Origin of the sequence: Pseudomonas sp. IT-P44 (genome assembly GCF_949768225.1) — a bacterium.
GTDB lineage: Bacteria > Pseudomonadota > Gammaproteobacteria > Pseudomonadales > Pseudomonadaceae > Aquipseudomonas > Aquipseudomonas migulae.
Map to the genome: position 1 here is coordinate 162,152 of NZ_CATKQM010000079.1, position 14,734 is coordinate 176,885.

Genomic DNA, 14,734 nt, shown 5'->3' on the forward strand with positions numbered 1-14,734 from the left:
AAGAGCCCCAAGTAACCAAGGGCTCTTGCCCCTTTCGTTCGGTGCCTCGCTAATGCTCGGCATGCCCTCGCTCCGGTCCTGCTCCGTGGGCCCGCCGCCATCGGCCATCCATGGCCGGGGGCGGCTAACCCGGCATCCATGCCGGGTTGCCCACTGCGCAGAACCTGCGCTCGGCCTCTCGAGGGGGCGCTCAGATCAAAAGCGGAAGGCGAGCTAACGCTCGGCCTGATGAGTGGTGAGAATCAAAAGCACACGCGATTCCCTGTAGGAGCCGGCTTGCCGGCGAAAAACGCCCAGACACCGCGTTGATTCAGACAGCCCGCGTCATCGTTGACGCCCATCGCCGGCAAGCCAGCTCCTACAATTTTGAATCGTGTGAACCCAATCCCTTGTAGGAGCCGGCTTGCTGGCGAAAAGCGTCTGGACAACGCGTTCATTCAGACAGCCCGCGTTATCGTTGGCGCCCATCGCCAGCAAGCTGGCTCCTACAAATTTGAATCGTGTGAACCCAATCCCCTGTAGGAGCCGGCTTGCTGGCGATAGCGGTGGATCAGTCGACGCATGTATTGGCTGGACGGACGCCATCGCCAGCAAGCCGGCTCCTACAGGGGATTGGTGTACATGTTCGGAATGAGTGAATGCAGTAGAGAAGAACAACGCGGACAACTGCAGAGCCAGGTCGGCTTTCAGGCCGCCTCGGCGGCTGTGGCGGTAGTCGCCCCCTCGAGAGGCCGAGTGGAGGTTCTGCGTAGTGGGCAACCCGGCATGGATGCCGGGTTAGCCGCCCCCGGCCATGGATGGCCGATGGCGGCGGGCCCACGGAGCAGGACCGGAGCGAGGGGACCCTGAGCCTTGGCGAAGGGCCGAACGAAAGGGGCAAGAGCCCTTTGGTTACTTTGGGGCTTTTCCAAAGTGACTCGCCGTAAGGGCGAAACCAATAGCCGCCGTTACCGCAAAAACGGATACACACACAACCCGGGCCAAAACCGAAAGCGGCAGAAAAGCGGCAGACGGCGGAAACCCGTTGCCGCTTTTCTGGCATTGCCGCTTCGCCCCCTGCCCGCAAAGCCCCGGTTTACGGGCTTTTTTGAATTGGCACGCCGATTGCTATATCCATCGTACGAAAAATCAGGTCACCCGAAGGTTTCCCGACATGAGCATCAGCTTCGATAAAGCGCTCGGTATCCACGAACAAGCCCTGGGCTTCCGCGCCCAGCGTGCCGAAGTCCTGGCCAACAACATCGCCAACGCCGACACCCCGAACTACAAGGCTCGGGATCTGGACTTCTCGAAAGTGCTCGCCGAGCAGAACGAGAAAACCAAGAGCGGCACATTCGCCTTGAACATGACCAACAACCGTCATATCGAAGCCGAAGGCATGGGCAATGGCGACGAGTCGCTGCTGTATCGCACGCCGATGCAACCGTCGATTGACCAGAACACCGTGGACGCCCAGCTGGAACAGTCGAACTACGCGGAAAACGCGATCAACTTCCAGGCCAGCTTCACCTTGCTCAACAGCAAATTCAAAGGGCTGATGTCAGCCATTCGCGGAGAGTAAGTCATGTCTCTATCCAGTGTTTTCAACATTGCCGGTAGCGGCATGAGCGCGCAAACCACGCGCTTGAACACCGTGGCCTCGAACATCGCCAACGCCGAGACCGTCTCGTCGAGCATCGACCAGACCTATCGCGCACGTCATCCAGTGTTCGCCACCATGTTCCAGGGCGGGCAGAGCGGCGGCAGCGATTCGTTGTTCCAGAACCAGGACGCGGCCGGTCAGGGCGTGCAAGTGCTGGGCGTGGTCGAAGACCAGAGCAATCTGGAAGCGCGCTATGAGCCGAACCACCCGGCGGCCGACGCCAAGGGCTACGTCTACTACCCGAACGTCAACGTGGTTGAAGAAATGGCCGACATGATTTCCGCGAGCCGTTCGTTCCAGACCAACGCCGAAATGATGAACACCGCCAAAACCATGATGCAGAAGGTCCTGACCCTCGGTCAGTGATAAGGGGCGACTCAGATGAGTGTTACCGATACCACTAGCGGCATTAGCCTCAAAGACATCCTGGCCAACTCTTCGATCAAGACCAACACCAGCGCCGACGGCCTGGCGTCCGCCACAAACAGCGCCACCGGCAAAAAGGCCCTGGGCAAGGACGCGTTCCTGCAGTTGCTGGTGACACAGCTGAAGAACCAGAACCCGCTGGAGCCGCAGGACAACGGCGAGTTCGTTGCCCAGTTGGCGCAGTTCAGCAGCCTGGAAGGCATCACCACGCTCAACACCACCGTGAGTGGCCTGGCCAGCAATTACAACTCGTCCCAGGCCCTGCAGGCTTCGTCGCTGGTCGGGCGTTCGGTCATCGCGCCGAGCGAGAAGGCCGTGGTCGATACCTCCAAGAGCTTCAACGGGACCATCGCGGTTCCGGCCTCGGTGGACCCGGTGAAAGTGAAGATTACCGACGCCGATGGCAAGGTCATCCGCACCATCGACCTGGGCAGCCAAAAAGCCGGCAGCGCCAGTTTCATCTGGGACGGCAAGAACGATGCAGGCGAAGTGGCCAAGGCGGGTACGTACACCTTCGGCGCCACCGCAACTTACGACGGCAAGGCGACTTCGCTGGTGACGTACCTGCCGGCGACTGTCAGCAGCGTGACCATCAGCCAGACCGGTGGTGAGTTGATGCTCAATCTCGCCGGTGGGGGCAGCATCGCCCTGTCCAAAGTACAAACAATTGGTATGTAGAGCCGACTAACACGGCACAAAGGAGTGGAATATGTCTTTCAATATCGGCCTTAGCGGTCTCTATGCAGCCAACAAACAACTGGACGTGACCGGCAACAACATCGCCAACGTCGCGACCACCGGTTTCAAATCGTCCCGTGCGGAATTCTCGGACGTTTACTCGGCCACCAAGCTGGGTTCCGGTAGCAAAACCATTGGTAACGGCGTGCGCCTGGCCAACGTTTCCCAGCAGTTCACCCAGGGCGACGTCAACAACACCGGCAACGTGCTGGACATGGGCATCAACGGTTCCGGCTTCTTCGTGCTGAACGACAACGGCTCGCTGTCCTACACCCGTGCCGGTACGTTCAAGGTCGACAAGGACGGTTACGTCACCAACACCGACGGCACTTCGCGTCTGCAAGGTTACGGCGTGGACGCCAACGGCAAGATCATCAACGGCGTGTTGACCGACCTGCGTATCGATACTTCGAACCTGGCGCCAAAAAACACCTCCACGGTGTCGTCGACGATCAACCTGAACTCCACCGCACCGGTTATCGATCAGGTTGCCACCCCGTTTGATTCGACCAAAGAAGCCACCTTCACCAAACAGTTCAGTACCCCGATTTATGACACTCAGGGTAACAAGCACGTCATGGACCAATACATGGTCAAGACCGGGGCGAACACCTGGAAAACCTACACCCTGATTGATGGTCGCAACCCGAATGGCACCGACCCTAGTCCTACCGCGGTTCCGTTGAACCTGCCGGTCGCTTCGACCATGGTGTTCGATACCTCGGGCAATCTGGTTTCGGTTACCACTCCGGCCGTTCCGGCGCCGATCGTGAGCCCTGACCTGAGGGTCACCGGCTGGATTCCCGGTGACGTGAAAAATGGCGTGTGGACAGCGAACGGCGCTACTTCCGGCGTCGTTACGGTCTCCATGGCCAAAACCTCGCAATACAATGCTGACACCGCACGTTCGATTCCTACGCAGAACGGCTACGCCACCGGCCAGATCACCAACCTGACCATCGATGGTAGCGGTATCATGCTGGCCAACTTTAGCAACAGCCAGACCAAGGCCATCGGCCAGATCTCGCTCGCCAGCTTCACCAACGAGCAAGGTCTACAGCCAGTAGGCGGCACCAGCTGGAAAGAAACCTACGCGTCGGGTATCCCGGGCTACGATGCGCCGAACACCGGCACCTTGGGCGAGATCCACTCCAACTCCCTGGAAGAGTCCAACGTCAACCTGACCAGCGAACTGGTCGACCTGATCAAGGCGCAGAGCAACTACCAGGCGAACGCCAAGACCATCTCGACTCAAAGCACCATCATGCAGACCATCATTCAGATGACCTGATGCTGGATAGCGCTGCATAAAAAGCCCCTCGTAAGAGGGGTTTTTTTATGGCTGGGATTTTGTGTTGTCAGGGAGGGCCTCTTCGCGGGCAAGCCTCGCTCCTACAAAGCTCTTTGTCGTTCACAAAACCTTGTAGGAGCGAGGCTTGCCCGCGAAGGCGTCACACCAGTCACCACATTTCCATGGGCAAAAGAAAACCCCCGACCAATCCAGAGGACTGATCGGGGGTTGTCGGGTAAGCGCCTTTCAGCGCCTACCGGCTCAGCTTATTGGCAAGCTTCGCAATCCGGCTCGTCGATGGCGCAAGCCTTCGGCACTGGAGCAGGACCGGCAGGAGCTGCCAGGACCGAATCTTCACCATGGTTGCCGCCGCTGGAAACAGCGTTCAGCTTGCCGGTGTTGATGGTCGACTTCTCGGTGCTGGTCGCGGCCAGGGCACGGAGGTAGTAAGTGGTTTTCAGACCACGGTACCAGGCCATGCGGTAGGTCACGTCCAGCTTCTTGCCCGAGGCGCCAGCGATGTACAGGTTCAGCGACTGAGCCTGGTCGATCCACTTCTGACGACGGCTTGCCGCGTCGACGATCCACTTGGTGTCCACTTCGAAGGCAGTCGCGTAGAGCTCTTTGAGTTCTTGCGGGATGCGCTCGATCTGCTGCACCGAACCGTCGTAGTACTTCAGGTCGTTGATCATGACCGAGTCCCACAGACCGCGAGCCTTCAGGTCGCGAACCAGGTACGGGTTGATCACGGTGAATTCGCCCGACAGGTTCGATTTCACGTAGAGGTTCTGGTAGGTCGGTTCGATCGACTGCGAGACGCCAGTGATGTTGGCGATGGTCGCGGTCGGTGCGATGGCCATGATGTTGGAGTTACGAATGCCTTTCTGTACACGGGCGCGAACCGGTGCCCAGTCCAGGGATTCGTTCAGGTCAACGTCGATGTACTTCTGGCCGCGCTGCTCGATCAGGATCTGTTGCGAATCCAGCGGCAGGATGCCTTTGGACCACAGCGAACCCTGGAACGTCTCGTACGCGCCGCGCTCGTCGGCCAGGTCGCAGGACGCCTGGATCGCGTAGTAGCTGACCGCTTCCATCGACTTGTCGGCGAACTCGACGGCAGCGTCGGAACCGTAAGGAATGTGCTGCAGGTACAAAGCGTCCTGGAAGCCCATGATGCCCAGGCCGACCGGACGGTGCTTGAAGTTGGAGTTCTTCGCTTGTGGCACCGAGTAGTAGTTGATGTCGATAACGTTATCGAGCATGCGAACAGCGGTGTTCACGGTGCGTTCCAGCTTGGCGGTGTCCAGCTTGCCGTTGACGATGTGGTTCGGCAGGTTGATCGAGCCCAGGTTGCAAACGGCGATCTCGTCCTTGTTGGTGTTCAAGGTGATCTCGGTGCACAGGTTCGAGCTGTGGACCACGCCAACGTGCTGCTGCGGGCTGCGCAGGTTGCACGGGTCTTTGAAGGTCAGCCATGGGTGGCCGGTTTCAAACAGCATGGACAGCATTTTGCGCCACAGGTCTTTGGCCTGGATGGTCTTGAACAGCTTGACCTTGCCCGGGTACTCGGTCAGGGCTTCGTAGTACTCGTAACGCTCTTCGAAAGCCTTGCCGGTCAGGTCGTGCAGGTCCGGTACTTCGGACGGCGAGAACAGGGTCCACTTGCCGTCATCGAAGACGCGCTTCATGAACAGGTCAGGGATCCAGTTGGCGGTGTTCATGTCGTGGGTACGACGACGATCATCACCGGTGTTCTTGCGGAGTTCGATGAACTCCTCGATGTCCATGTGCCAGGTTTCCAGGTAGGCACAGACAGCGCCTTTGCGCTTGCCACCCTGGTTAACGGCAACGGCGGTGTCGTTGACGACTTTCAGGAACGGAACCACGCCCTGGGATTTGCCGTTGGTGCCCTTGATGTACGAACCGAGTGCACGAACCGGGGTCCAGTCGTTGCCCAGGCCGCCGGCGAATTTCGACAACATGGCGTTGTCGTGGATCGCGTGGTAGATGCCCGACAGGTCATCCGGCACGGTGGTCAGGTAGCAGCTGGACAGCTGTGGACGCAGGGTACCGGCGTTGAACAGGGTCGGAGTCGACGACATGTAGTCGAAGGACGACAACAGGTTGTAGAACTCGATCGCACGATCTTCTTTCTGCTTCTCTTCGATCGCCAGGCCCATGGCCACGCGCATGAAGAAGATTTGCGGCAGTTCGAAGCGGATACCGTCCTTGTGGATGAAGTAACGGTCGTACAGGGTTTGCAGGCCCAGGTAGGTGAACTGCTGATCGCGCTCGTGGTTGATCGCCTTGCCGAGTTTTTCCAGGTCGAAGGTGGCCAGGACCGGGTTCAGCAATTCGAATTCGATACCCTTGGCGATGTACGCAGGCAATGCCTTGGCGTACAGGTCGACCATCTCGTGGTGGGTCGCGCTTTCGGCAACGTTCAGGAAGCTCAGGCCTTCGGCACGCAGGGTGTCCATCAGCAGGCGGGCGGTCACGAACGAGTAGTTCGGCTCACGCTCGACCAGGGTACGAGCGGTCATCACCAGAGCGGTGTTGACGTCGGTCAGGGCCACGCCGTCGTACAGGTTTTTCAGGGTTTCGCGCTGGATCAGGTCGCCGTCGACTTCTTCCAGGCCTTCGCACGCTTCGGTGACGATGGTGTTCAGGCGACCCATGTCCAGCGGTGCAAAAGTGCCGTCGGCGCGGGTGATGCGGATCGACGGGTGAGCGTTGACCGCTTCTTCTGCCGGAGCGTGGGCAGCGCGTTGTTTCGAACGACCGTCGCGGTAGATCACGTAGTCGCGAGCCACTTTCTGCTCACCGGCACGCATCAGGGCCAGTTCGACCTGGTCCTGGATTTCTTCGATGTGGATGGTGCCGCCCGATGGCATGCGACGCTTGAAGGTCGCGGTGACCTGTTCGGTCAGGCGGGCCACGGTGTCATGGATTCGCGACGAAGCGGCAGCGGTGCCGCCTTCAACTGCGAGAAACGCTTTGGTGATCGCGACGGTGATCTTGTCGTCGGTGTAAGGAACGACAGTGCCGTTACGCTTGATCACGCGCAGTTGGCCAGGCGCGGTGGCGGACAGATCCGAAGTCGAATCAGCGGCCTGCGGCAAAGTGCCCTGCGGGTTCTCGCGAGTTGTGTCGGTTTGCATGGGGGGTTGTCTCCACATTCTCTATGTTTGTTTGGGCACCATCACGGTGCCCACCGTTCCGTCCTGAAGCACTACAACCGGCTGGGCCGGGCATACCAACTTCGGGACAGATCAGGAAGGGGGCTGTTGGGGCGCCGCTTCCATGCCGAAGTCTTTGGTCCCAGGCCTTGAGCCTGACACCAGGATCCTTTTGGGTGACAGTAATCGACTGCAACACCCGTACCGTTAACGCCGTTTCCGGCTCAAAAACAGTAGCCATCCGCACGCGCGGTTTGGTCTTTCGAAAATACGTTTGGTTCAACCGGAAAGAGGCAATAAAAGCGCTTGAAATCGGTGTCCGGTTTGTGTTTGGTTTTTGGCGTAAAACCCTACATGTAGGGTTTTTTTTGCGCCGGGGTACAAGATAATGCGTTTCGGAGGGTGTTGCAACGTACTACCTGTGGATAAACCTGTGCGTAAATTGTGTGTGAAAGGTGGAACGAGCGTGTAGGCCGCGACCTAGCTGGAGCGGACTGTTTTTCACTGATTTTCAGCGATTGAAAACAGTCATTCGGATTTTTAAGGGCGCGAACCCTATCACAAAAAACCGGGTTGTCCGAACGCATTTGCCGGCTTGTGTTCTCGGCGGGCGACGTTTATACAATCGGCCGATGGTTACGCATTCTTATCCTCCCCAATCATTACAAAAAGACGGGCGGATCCTTCCTTATTAGTGTTGTTGGCAAGCAGAGGTCACCGTGGAGCAAGAAGCCTGGCAGGTATTGATAGTGGAAGACGACCAGCGTCTGGCCGAACTGACCCGCGAATACCTGGAGGCCAATGGCCTGCGTGTGTCGATCGAAGGCAACGGCGCCCTGGCGGCCGCGCGCATCATCAAGGAAAAACCGGACCTGGTGATCCTCGACCTGATGCTGCCGGGCGAAGACGGCCTGAGTATTTGCCGCAAGGTCCGCGACAAGTACGACGGGCCGATCCTGATGCTCACCGCGCGTACCGACGACACCGATCAGATCCTCGGCCTCGACCTGGGCGCCGACGACTACGTCTGCAAACCGGTTCGCCCACGCCTGCTGCTGGCCCGCATCCAGGCCTTGTTGCGGCGCAGTGAAGCGCCTGAACCCGTTCCGGAAAAACAACGGCGCCTGCAATTCGGCCCGCTGGTGGTGGACAACGCCTTGCGTGAAGCCTGGCTGCATGACAACGGCATCGAGCTGACCAGCGCCGAGTTCGACCTGCTGTGGCTGTTGGTGGCCAATGCCGGGCGCATCCTCTCTCGTGAAGAGATTTTCACCGCACTGCGTGGCATCGGCTATGACGGCCAGGACCGCTCGATCGACGTGCGCATTTCGCGCATCCGGCCGAAGATCGGCGATGACCCGGATCATCCGCGCCTGATCAAGACCATCCGCAGCAAAGGCTACCTGTTCGTGCCGGAAGCCTGCGTAGACCCGTCGCTGTGAACTCGATCTTCCTGCGCATCTACGGCGGCATGTGCGCGGCGCTGATTCTGGTGGCGGTGCTCGGCGTGCTGGCCCTGCACATGCTCAACCAGGTGCGCAGCGAGCAATACCGCGAGCGCCTGGCCCATGGCACGTTCTCGCTGATGGCCGACAACCTGCAACCGATGAACGAAACCCAGCGTCACCGCGCCTTGCTGGTGTGGGAACGCCTGCTCGGGATTCCGTTGGCGCTGAAGACCTTCGCCCAGACCGACCTCGACCTGACTCAGCGCACCCGCGTGCTGCGCGGTCAGGCGCTGGTGGAGCAGACCGGTCCGCATGCAGCGAAGGTCTATCGACTGATCAGCGACAAGGAGCAGTTGGTGCTCACGGGGGAGGTGCAGCAGATCAGCGAGCAACTGGCCCGCGCAACTATTTACCTGCTCGCCGATGAGCTGGTGCGCGTGCCGGTGGCCGAGCAGCCCAAGCGCCTGGCGCAGTTGAAAGAAGACAAGGGGTTTGGTTTCGACTTGCGGCTGGTCACGGTCGGTGAAGCGGATATGGACGAAGACCAGAGCCGTCGGGTGGCCGAAGGCGATACGGTAATGGCGCTGGGCAAGGGCGGCGATTCGATCCGGGTGTTTGCCGGCATGGTCGGCACGCCGTGGGTGCTGGAAATCGGTCCGCTGTATCAGATGAATCCTTACCCGCCGGAGTGGCTGGTGCTGATCGCGGCGCTGGGCTTGAGCCTGATCGGGTTGATCGTCTACCTCTTGGTGCGGCAACTGGAGCGTCGTTTGCGCGGGCTCGAAGCGGCCGCCACGCGCATCGCCAAAGGCAGCCTGGAAACCCGCGTGCCGGCGCGCGGCGCCGACTCGGTGGGACGCCTGGCCTCGGCGTTCAACGGCATGGCCGAGCACTTGCAGCAGTTGCTGGCGATCCAGCGTGAACTGGTACGCGCCGTGTCCCACGAATTGCGCACGCCCGTGGCGCGGCTGCGTTTCGGCCTGGAGATGATCGGCTCGGCCACCACGCCGCAGGCGCTGGAAAAGTACCGCGAGGGCATGGATCACGACATTGAAGACCTTGATCGGTTGGTGGACGAGATGCTCACTTACGCGCGACTGGAACAGGGTTCGCCCGCGCTGAACTTCCAGCGGATCGACCTGGATGCGTTGGTCAATCAAGTGATCGAAGAATTGGCGCCCTTGCGCGCCGACGTCACGGTGCAGCGCGGTTTGTGCCTCTCGGCCGCCGATTGCGACGATGCCTGGGTCGAGGCCGAACCCCGTTACCTGCACCGGGCGATCCAGAACCTGGTGAGCAACGCCATGCGCCATGCCTCATCGCGGGTGACCGTCAGCTATCAGGTCGGGCAGCAGCGTTGTCGGGTGGACATCGAGGACGACGGGCCGGGTGTGCCGGAATCCGCGTGGGAGAAAATTTTTACGCCGTTCCTGCGTCTCGATGACAGCCGAACCCGTGCTTCGGGCGGGCATGGATTAGGGCTGTCGATCGTGCGGCGGATCATCCACTGGCATGACGGGCGAGCGTTGATCAGCAAGAGCAAGAGCTTGGGCGGGGCGTGTTTCAGCTTGAGCTGGCCGCGCAATCAGGAGAAGCGTTGAGATTTTTGTTGTCCCGGAAATCGCCTTCGCGGGCAAGTCGGGATGCCGCACCACTCGCTCCTACAGGGAATGCGATCCTGTAGGAGCGAGCGGGCGGCGTTCCGACTTGCCCGCGAAGAGGCCCTGTCCGACACCAAAGATCTTCAGGCCTTGATACTGACCAGACTCAACAACTGCCCATCCTTCACCCCGAACTGCGCATCCAGCTCGGTGCCATGGCGCCATTCACTGGACAGGTCCGTCAACAATCGCAACCGCACCTCACCCGCCTCGGACCACTCCAACACCTCGGCATGCTCGAAGTAGAAGCGCTGCTGAACAATCGGATACAGCGCCTTGAACAGACTCTCCTTCACCGAAAACGTCAGCGTCACCAGCAGCGCCAGTTGATCGCGATGGCCTGCCGCCATGCGTTGTAACTCCGGCGGGGTGAGAATTTCCCCGGCCAGGCGCTCGGCCCGTTCAGGGTTGAGCAGGTTTTCCAGGTCCATTCCCAAGCCGCGCCAGTGGGTTTTCTGCGCGACAATCGCCGCAGCGCGGCCGGTGCTGTGGGTGATCGAACCGCAGATGTGCGCGGGCCAGACCGGTGCCCGGTCTTCGCCAATGGCCGGGGTAAAATTCAGCCCTTCCAAGCGCTGCAACGCGGCGCGAGCGCAAACCCGGCCGGCGAGAAACTCGGCCTGACGTTTGGCCACCGAACGCCGGATGGTCGCGGGCGGCTCGATGGCGCTGCGCTGAAAGTCATCGGCGGCCAGTTGCGAGGTGTTGAAGTGCGTGCTCAGCAGCACCGTATCGGGCAACACGAACGGCAGCGGCCAATGGGCATCGAGTGGGGTGCAGCAGGCGGGCAGGGCGGGGACGGGATTCATGTCGGGCATTTTGCCGGGTTGCCTTGAAGCTGGGTAGCCCTGACGTCAGACCGCGTTATCGTTCTTCGCGGGCAAGCCTCGCTCCTACAGGGAACAACGCTAACCTGTAGGAGCGAGGCTTGCCCGCGAATGGCCGCACCGCGGTTTACCTGCCTAGCTAAAAATCTTTTTGAAAAACGCCTGCATATCCGCCCAGGATTTCTCATCCGCCGCCTTGTTGTAACCAATATCCGGCCCGCCATGATCGCCATGGCTCAAGCGATCCGCATCCGGATTGCTGAACCCATGCTTGGCGCCCTCAAGGTTGACGAATTGATAATCGGCCCCGGCCTTGTCCATCTCCGCCTTGAACGCCGCAACGTTTTCCGACGTCACCATGCTGTCCAGCGCGCCATGCTCCACGAGGATTTTCGCTTTCACGCTGCCTGGTGTTGCAGGCGCTTTGGTCGCCAGCGCCCCGTGGAAACTCACCACGCCCGCCAGCGGCAAGCCCTGACGTGCCGCGTTCAGCACCACGCTGCCGCCAAAGCAGTAACCAATCGCGGCGATTTTATCCGGATTGGTTTGCGGCTGTTTCTTCAACAGATCCAGCCCGGCCTGAAACCGCGCACTGGCAGCGGCGCTGTCCTTGATCGCCGCTTGCATGAACGCCATGGCGTCCTTGGGGTGTTCGGTGTTTTTGCCGTCGCCATACATGTCGATGGCCAGGGCGCTGTAGCCCAGACCGGCGAGGTCACGGGCGCGGCGCTTGGCGTAGTCATTGAGCCCCCACCACTCGTGAACCACCACAACGCCAGGGCGGGGGCCTTTAACCGCGTCGTCGTAAGCGTAATACCCGATCAGCTTGGTGCCGTCGGGGCTTTGATAGGGGATTTCCTGGGTCTTGATGGCCGCCTGGCTGAGCCCGCTCACGGCCAGCAAGAACAGGGCAAGGAATATACGCATGGTCGGATCTCCTGGAAAAAAGTCGTCAACACAGCCTAGTCGATCTGGTTCAGCTCGGGTTCAGAGTGCGTTCAGGGGGAGTTCAGGGGCCGGTGCGTAATGTAGCGCCGTACCCAAAGCATCTGCGCATGAGGACATTTTCCTATGACTGGCTTTAAAAACCTGCTGCTGGCATTCACCGTTTTGAGCGCGAGCACCGCGGCGTTCGCTTCCGACGATAATGTCGCCAGCCTTGCTCTTGGGAAGACCGGCGAGCGACCCAAAAAGTCCCTCACCCTGCACAGCATCGGCACGAACGGCGTGGTCAGTCATGACAGTGCCTGGGGCGCGCAGTTGGGCCGCCCGAACCCACAGGCCGATTACTGCGCTGCTTACGCGAACGTGTCGGTCTTTCACAATGGCATTAAACTCCGTCAGGAGAACCTCATGGGCCGCTATGATCTGTCTTGAAATACGCCGTTGCACCTCTGGAGAGGTTGAATTGCCCGGGAGAGCGTTATGAAATTGCTGGTCGTCGAAGATGAAGCGCTGTTGCGCCATCACCTGCAAACCCGCCTGACGGACAGTGGCCACGTGGTCGAGTCCGTGGCCAACGCCGAGGAGGCGCTGTACCAGACCGAGCAATTCAACCATGACCTGGCGGTGATCGACCTCGGCCTGCCCGGCATGGGCGGGCTCGACCTGATCCGTCAGCTGCGTTCGCGGGGCAAGACCTTCCCGATCCTGATCCTCACCGCGCGCGGCAACTGGCAGGACAAAGTCGAAGGCCTCGCTGCCGGCGCCGACGATTACGTGGTCAAGCCGTTCCAGTTCGAAGAGCTGGATGCGCGCCTGAATGCCTTGCTGCGTCGCTCCAGCGGTTTCACCCAGTCGACCATCGTCGCCGGGCCGCTGCTGCTCGACCTCAATCGCAAGCAGGCGTCCCTCGATGAACAACCGCTGGCGCTGACTGCCTACGAGTACCGGATCCTCGAATACCTGATGCGCCATCACCAGCAAGTGGTGGCCAAGGACCGCTTGATGGAGCAGCTCTACCCGGATGACGACGAGCGCGATCCGAACGTGATCGAAGTGCTGGTCGGCCGCTTGCGCCGCAAACTCGAAGGCCCGGCCGGCTTCAAGCCGATCGACACCGTGCGGGGCCTCGGCTACCTGTTCAATGAGCGCTGCACTTGATTCGTTCGCTTCGTGTCCGTTTGATGCTCGCCGCCACGATCCTGGCGGTGTTGTTCATGCTGGCGTTGCTGCCGGCGATGCAGGGCGCGTTCAGCCTGGCGCTGCAGGATTCCATCGAGCAGCGCCTGGCGTCGGACGTCACCACGCTGATCTCCGCCGCCCGGGTCGAGGGCAATCACTTGCAGATGCCGGCGCAGTTGCCCGACGAGCGTTTCAACCTCACCGACAGCCGTTTGCTCGGCTACATCTATGACCGTGAAGGTCACCTGGTCTGGCGCTCGAAGGGCACTCAGGAAGAGGACATCAACTACAAACCGCGTTACGACGGGCGCGGTAACGAGTTCGCGAGGATCAGCGAAGCCAATGGCCAGGAATTCTTCGTCTATGACGTCGAAGTCAAACTGCTTGGCGGCAAAAGCGCGGCGTTCAGCATCGTCGCGCTGCAACCGGTGCGCGAGTACGAAGACACCCTCGAAGGCCTGCGGGAAAATCTCTATCTGGGTTTCGGCGCCGCTTTGTTGGTGCTGCTGGCGTTGCTGTGGATCGGCCTGACCTGGGGCTTGCAGGCGTTGCGCCGACTCAGTCAGGAGCTCGACGAAATCGAAAGCGGCACCCGCGAAAGCCTCAGCGAACAACACCCGCGTGAATTGCTGCGCCTGACCGGCTCGCTCAACCGCTTGCTGCACAGCGAGCGCGAACAGCGCAGCCGCTATCGCGATTCTCTCGGCGACCTGGCCCACAGCCTGAAAACCCCGTTGACCGTGCTGCAAGGCGTCAGCGAAGACATGGCGCAACGCCCGGCGGATCGTGATCAGGCCTGGGTGCTGCAAACCCAGATCGAGCGCATGAGCCAGCAGATCAGCTATCAGTTGCAGCGCGCCAGCCTGCGCAAAAGCGGCCTGGTGCGTCATCAGGTGCGGTTGCGTCCGGTGCTGAAAAGCCTCTGCGACACGCTGGACAAGGTCTACCGCGACAAACGCGTGCGGGTGGCCTTCGATCTGCCGGAGCAATGCTACGTGCCGATCGAGCAGGGCGCCTTGCTGGAAATGATGGGCAACCTGCTGGAAAACGCCTATCGCCTGTGCCTGGGCGAAGTGCGTATCAGCGTGCGCGAAACCTTGAGCGGGGTCGAATTGTGCGTCGAGGACGACGGGCCGGGTGTACCACCGGATCAGCGCGCGCGGATTCTGCAGCGCGGCGAACGGCTGGACCGTCAGCACCCGGGGCAGGGGATCGGGTTGGCGGTGGTCAAGGACATCATCGAGAGTTACAACGCCAAACTGACGCTGGGCGATTCACCGATGGGCGGCGCGGCGTTCCGGATTCATTTTCCGGTGGTTTGACCTGAGTTCTTCAGCGTTTTTACGGGCCCCTTCGCGGGCAAGCCTCGCTCCTACAGGAATGCGCTTTCCTGTAGGA

Annotated in this window: 12 protein-coding genes; 9 read left to right on the forward strand and 3 right to left on the reverse strand. The window is 60.5% G+C overall.

The window, feature by feature from the left end:
* The first annotated feature begins 1,153 nt into the window (after nt 1-1,153).
* The 4 genes from flgB to flgE are packed head-to-tail and all read left to right on the forward strand — an operon-like array spanning nt 1,154 to nt 4,097.
* A complete protein-coding gene (gene flgB / locus ACM6IO_RS27510; protein WP_008041767.1) occupies nt 1,154-1,561 on the forward strand; it encodes a flagellar basal body rod protein FlgB in 408 nt (135 codons plus the stop codon).
* A gap of 3 nt (nt 1,562-1,564) precedes the next feature.
* Nucleotides 1,565-2,008, forward strand: a complete 444-nt coding sequence (gene flgC, locus ACM6IO_RS27515; RefSeq protein WP_007937507.1) for a flagellar basal body rod protein FlgC — start codon at nt 1,565-1,567, stop codon at nt 2,006-2,008.
* A 15-nt stretch (nt 2,009-2,023) separates the two neighbouring features.
* Nucleotides 2,024-2,746 carry a flagellar hook assembly protein FlgD gene (flgD, locus tag ACM6IO_RS27520; protein WP_223436517.1) on the forward strand — a complete coding sequence of 241 codons (723 nt, stop codon included), beginning with the start codon at nt 2,024-2,026 and terminating at the stop codon, nt 2,744-2,746.
* 31 nt (nt 2,747-2,777) lie between these two features.
* Entirely contained in the window at nt 2,778-4,097 is a 1,320-nt protein-coding gene (flgE, locus tag ACM6IO_RS27525) for a flagellar hook protein FlgE (RefSeq protein ID WP_192227949.1), read from the forward strand.
* A 266-nt stretch (nt 4,098-4,363) separates the two neighbouring features.
* On the opposite strand, the gene ACM6IO_RS27530 is transcribed toward flgE, so the two are convergent.
* Entirely contained in the window at nt 4,364-7,258 is a 2,895-nt protein-coding gene (locus ACM6IO_RS27530; protein WP_008029373.1) for a ribonucleoside-diphosphate reductase subunit alpha, read from the reverse strand.
* Between the two features lie 737 nt (nt 7,259-7,995).
* On the opposite strand from ACM6IO_RS27530, the gene ACM6IO_RS27535 reads away from it, so the two are divergent.
* Together ACM6IO_RS27535 and ACM6IO_RS27540 are read left to right on the forward strand one after the other, a co-directional pair.
* Nucleotides 7,996-8,718, forward strand: a complete 723-nt coding sequence (locus tag ACM6IO_RS27535; protein ID WP_008041764.1) for a response regulator — start codon at nt 7,996-7,998, stop codon at nt 8,716-8,718.
* The gene (locus ACM6IO_RS27540; protein ID WP_008041763.1) at nt 8,715-10,325 is read left to right on the forward strand and encodes an ATP-binding protein; all 1,611 of its coding nucleotides are present in this window, start codon (nt 8,715-8,717) and stop codon (nt 10,323-10,325) included. The genes ACM6IO_RS27535 and ACM6IO_RS27540 overlap by 4 nt, the downstream gene beginning before the upstream one ends.
* Nucleotides 10,326-10,468: 143 nt before the next feature.
* Here ACM6IO_RS27540 and ACM6IO_RS27545 read toward each other — a convergent pair whose 3' ends face one another.
* Both ACM6IO_RS27545 and ACM6IO_RS27550 read right to left on the reverse strand, forming a co-directional pair.
* A complete protein-coding gene (locus ACM6IO_RS27545) occupies nt 10,469-11,194 on the reverse strand; it encodes a 4'-phosphopantetheinyl transferase family protein (RefSeq protein ID WP_223481750.1) in 726 nt (241 codons plus the stop codon).
* A gap of 153 nt (nt 11,195-11,347) precedes the next feature.
* Nucleotides 11,348-12,139 carry a dienelactone hydrolase family protein gene (locus tag ACM6IO_RS27550; RefSeq protein WP_192227948.1) on the reverse strand — a complete coding sequence of 264 codons (792 nt, stop codon included), beginning with the start codon at nt 12,137-12,139 and terminating at the stop codon, nt 11,348-11,350.
* A gap of 144 nt (nt 12,140-12,283) precedes the next feature.
* Here ACM6IO_RS27550 and ACM6IO_RS27555 point away from each other — a divergent pair, with 144 nt between their 5' ends.
* Genes ACM6IO_RS27555 through ACM6IO_RS27565 form a run of 3 tightly spaced genes read left to right on the forward strand, consistent with a single transcriptional unit; the run spans nt 12,284 to nt 14,658 of the window.
* Nucleotides 12,284-12,589, forward strand: a complete 306-nt coding sequence (locus tag ACM6IO_RS27555; RefSeq protein WP_008029361.1) for a hypothetical protein — start codon at nt 12,284-12,286, stop codon at nt 12,587-12,589.
* A gap of 48 nt (nt 12,590-12,637) precedes the next feature.
* Entirely contained in the window at nt 12,638-13,315 is a 678-nt protein-coding gene (locus ACM6IO_RS27560) for a response regulator (RefSeq protein WP_008029360.1), read from the forward strand.
* Nucleotides 13,312-14,658, forward strand: coding sequence for an ATP-binding protein (locus ACM6IO_RS27565; RefSeq protein WP_223450351.1), 1,347 nt, complete (start codon nt 13,312-13,314; stop codon nt 14,656-14,658). The genes ACM6IO_RS27560 and ACM6IO_RS27565 overlap by 4 nt, the downstream gene beginning before the upstream one ends.
* The last annotated feature ends 76 nt before the right edge of the window (nt 14,659-14,734 follow it).

Excerpts from the sequence above, each read along its gene's own strand:
- flgB (WP_008041767.1), top strand. The coding sequence starts at position 1,154 with ATGAGCATCAGCTTCGATAAAGCGCTCGGTATCCACGAACAAGCCCTG.
- flgC (WP_007937507.1), top strand. The coding sequence starts at position 1,565 with ATGTCTCTATCCAGTGTTTTCAACATTGCCGGTAGCGGCATGAGCGCG.
- flgD (WP_223436517.1), top strand. The coding sequence starts at position 2,024 with ATGAGTGTTACCGATACCACTAGCGGCATTAGCCTCAAAGACATCCTG.
- flgE (WP_192227949.1), top strand. The coding sequence starts at position 2,778 with ATGTCTTTCAATATCGGCCTTAGCGGTCTCTATGCAGCCAACAAACAA.
- ACM6IO_RS27530 (WP_008029373.1), bottom strand. The coding sequence starts at position 7,258 with ATGCAAACCGACACAACTCGCGAGAACCCGCAGGGCACTTTGCCGCAG.
- ACM6IO_RS27545 (WP_223481750.1), bottom strand. The coding sequence starts at position 11,194 with ATGAATCCCGTCCCCGCCCTGCCCGCCTGCTGCACCCCACTCGATGCC.
- ACM6IO_RS27550 (WP_192227948.1), bottom strand. The coding sequence starts at position 12,139 with ATGCGTATATTCCTTGCCCTGTTCTTGCTGGCCGTGAGCGGGCTCAGC.
- ACM6IO_RS27555 (WP_008029361.1), top strand. The coding sequence starts at position 12,284 with ATGACTGGCTTTAAAAACCTGCTGCTGGCATTCACCGTTTTGAGCGCG.
- ACM6IO_RS27560 (WP_008029360.1), top strand. The coding sequence starts at position 12,638 with ATGAAATTGCTGGTCGTCGAAGATGAAGCGCTGTTGCGCCATCACCTG.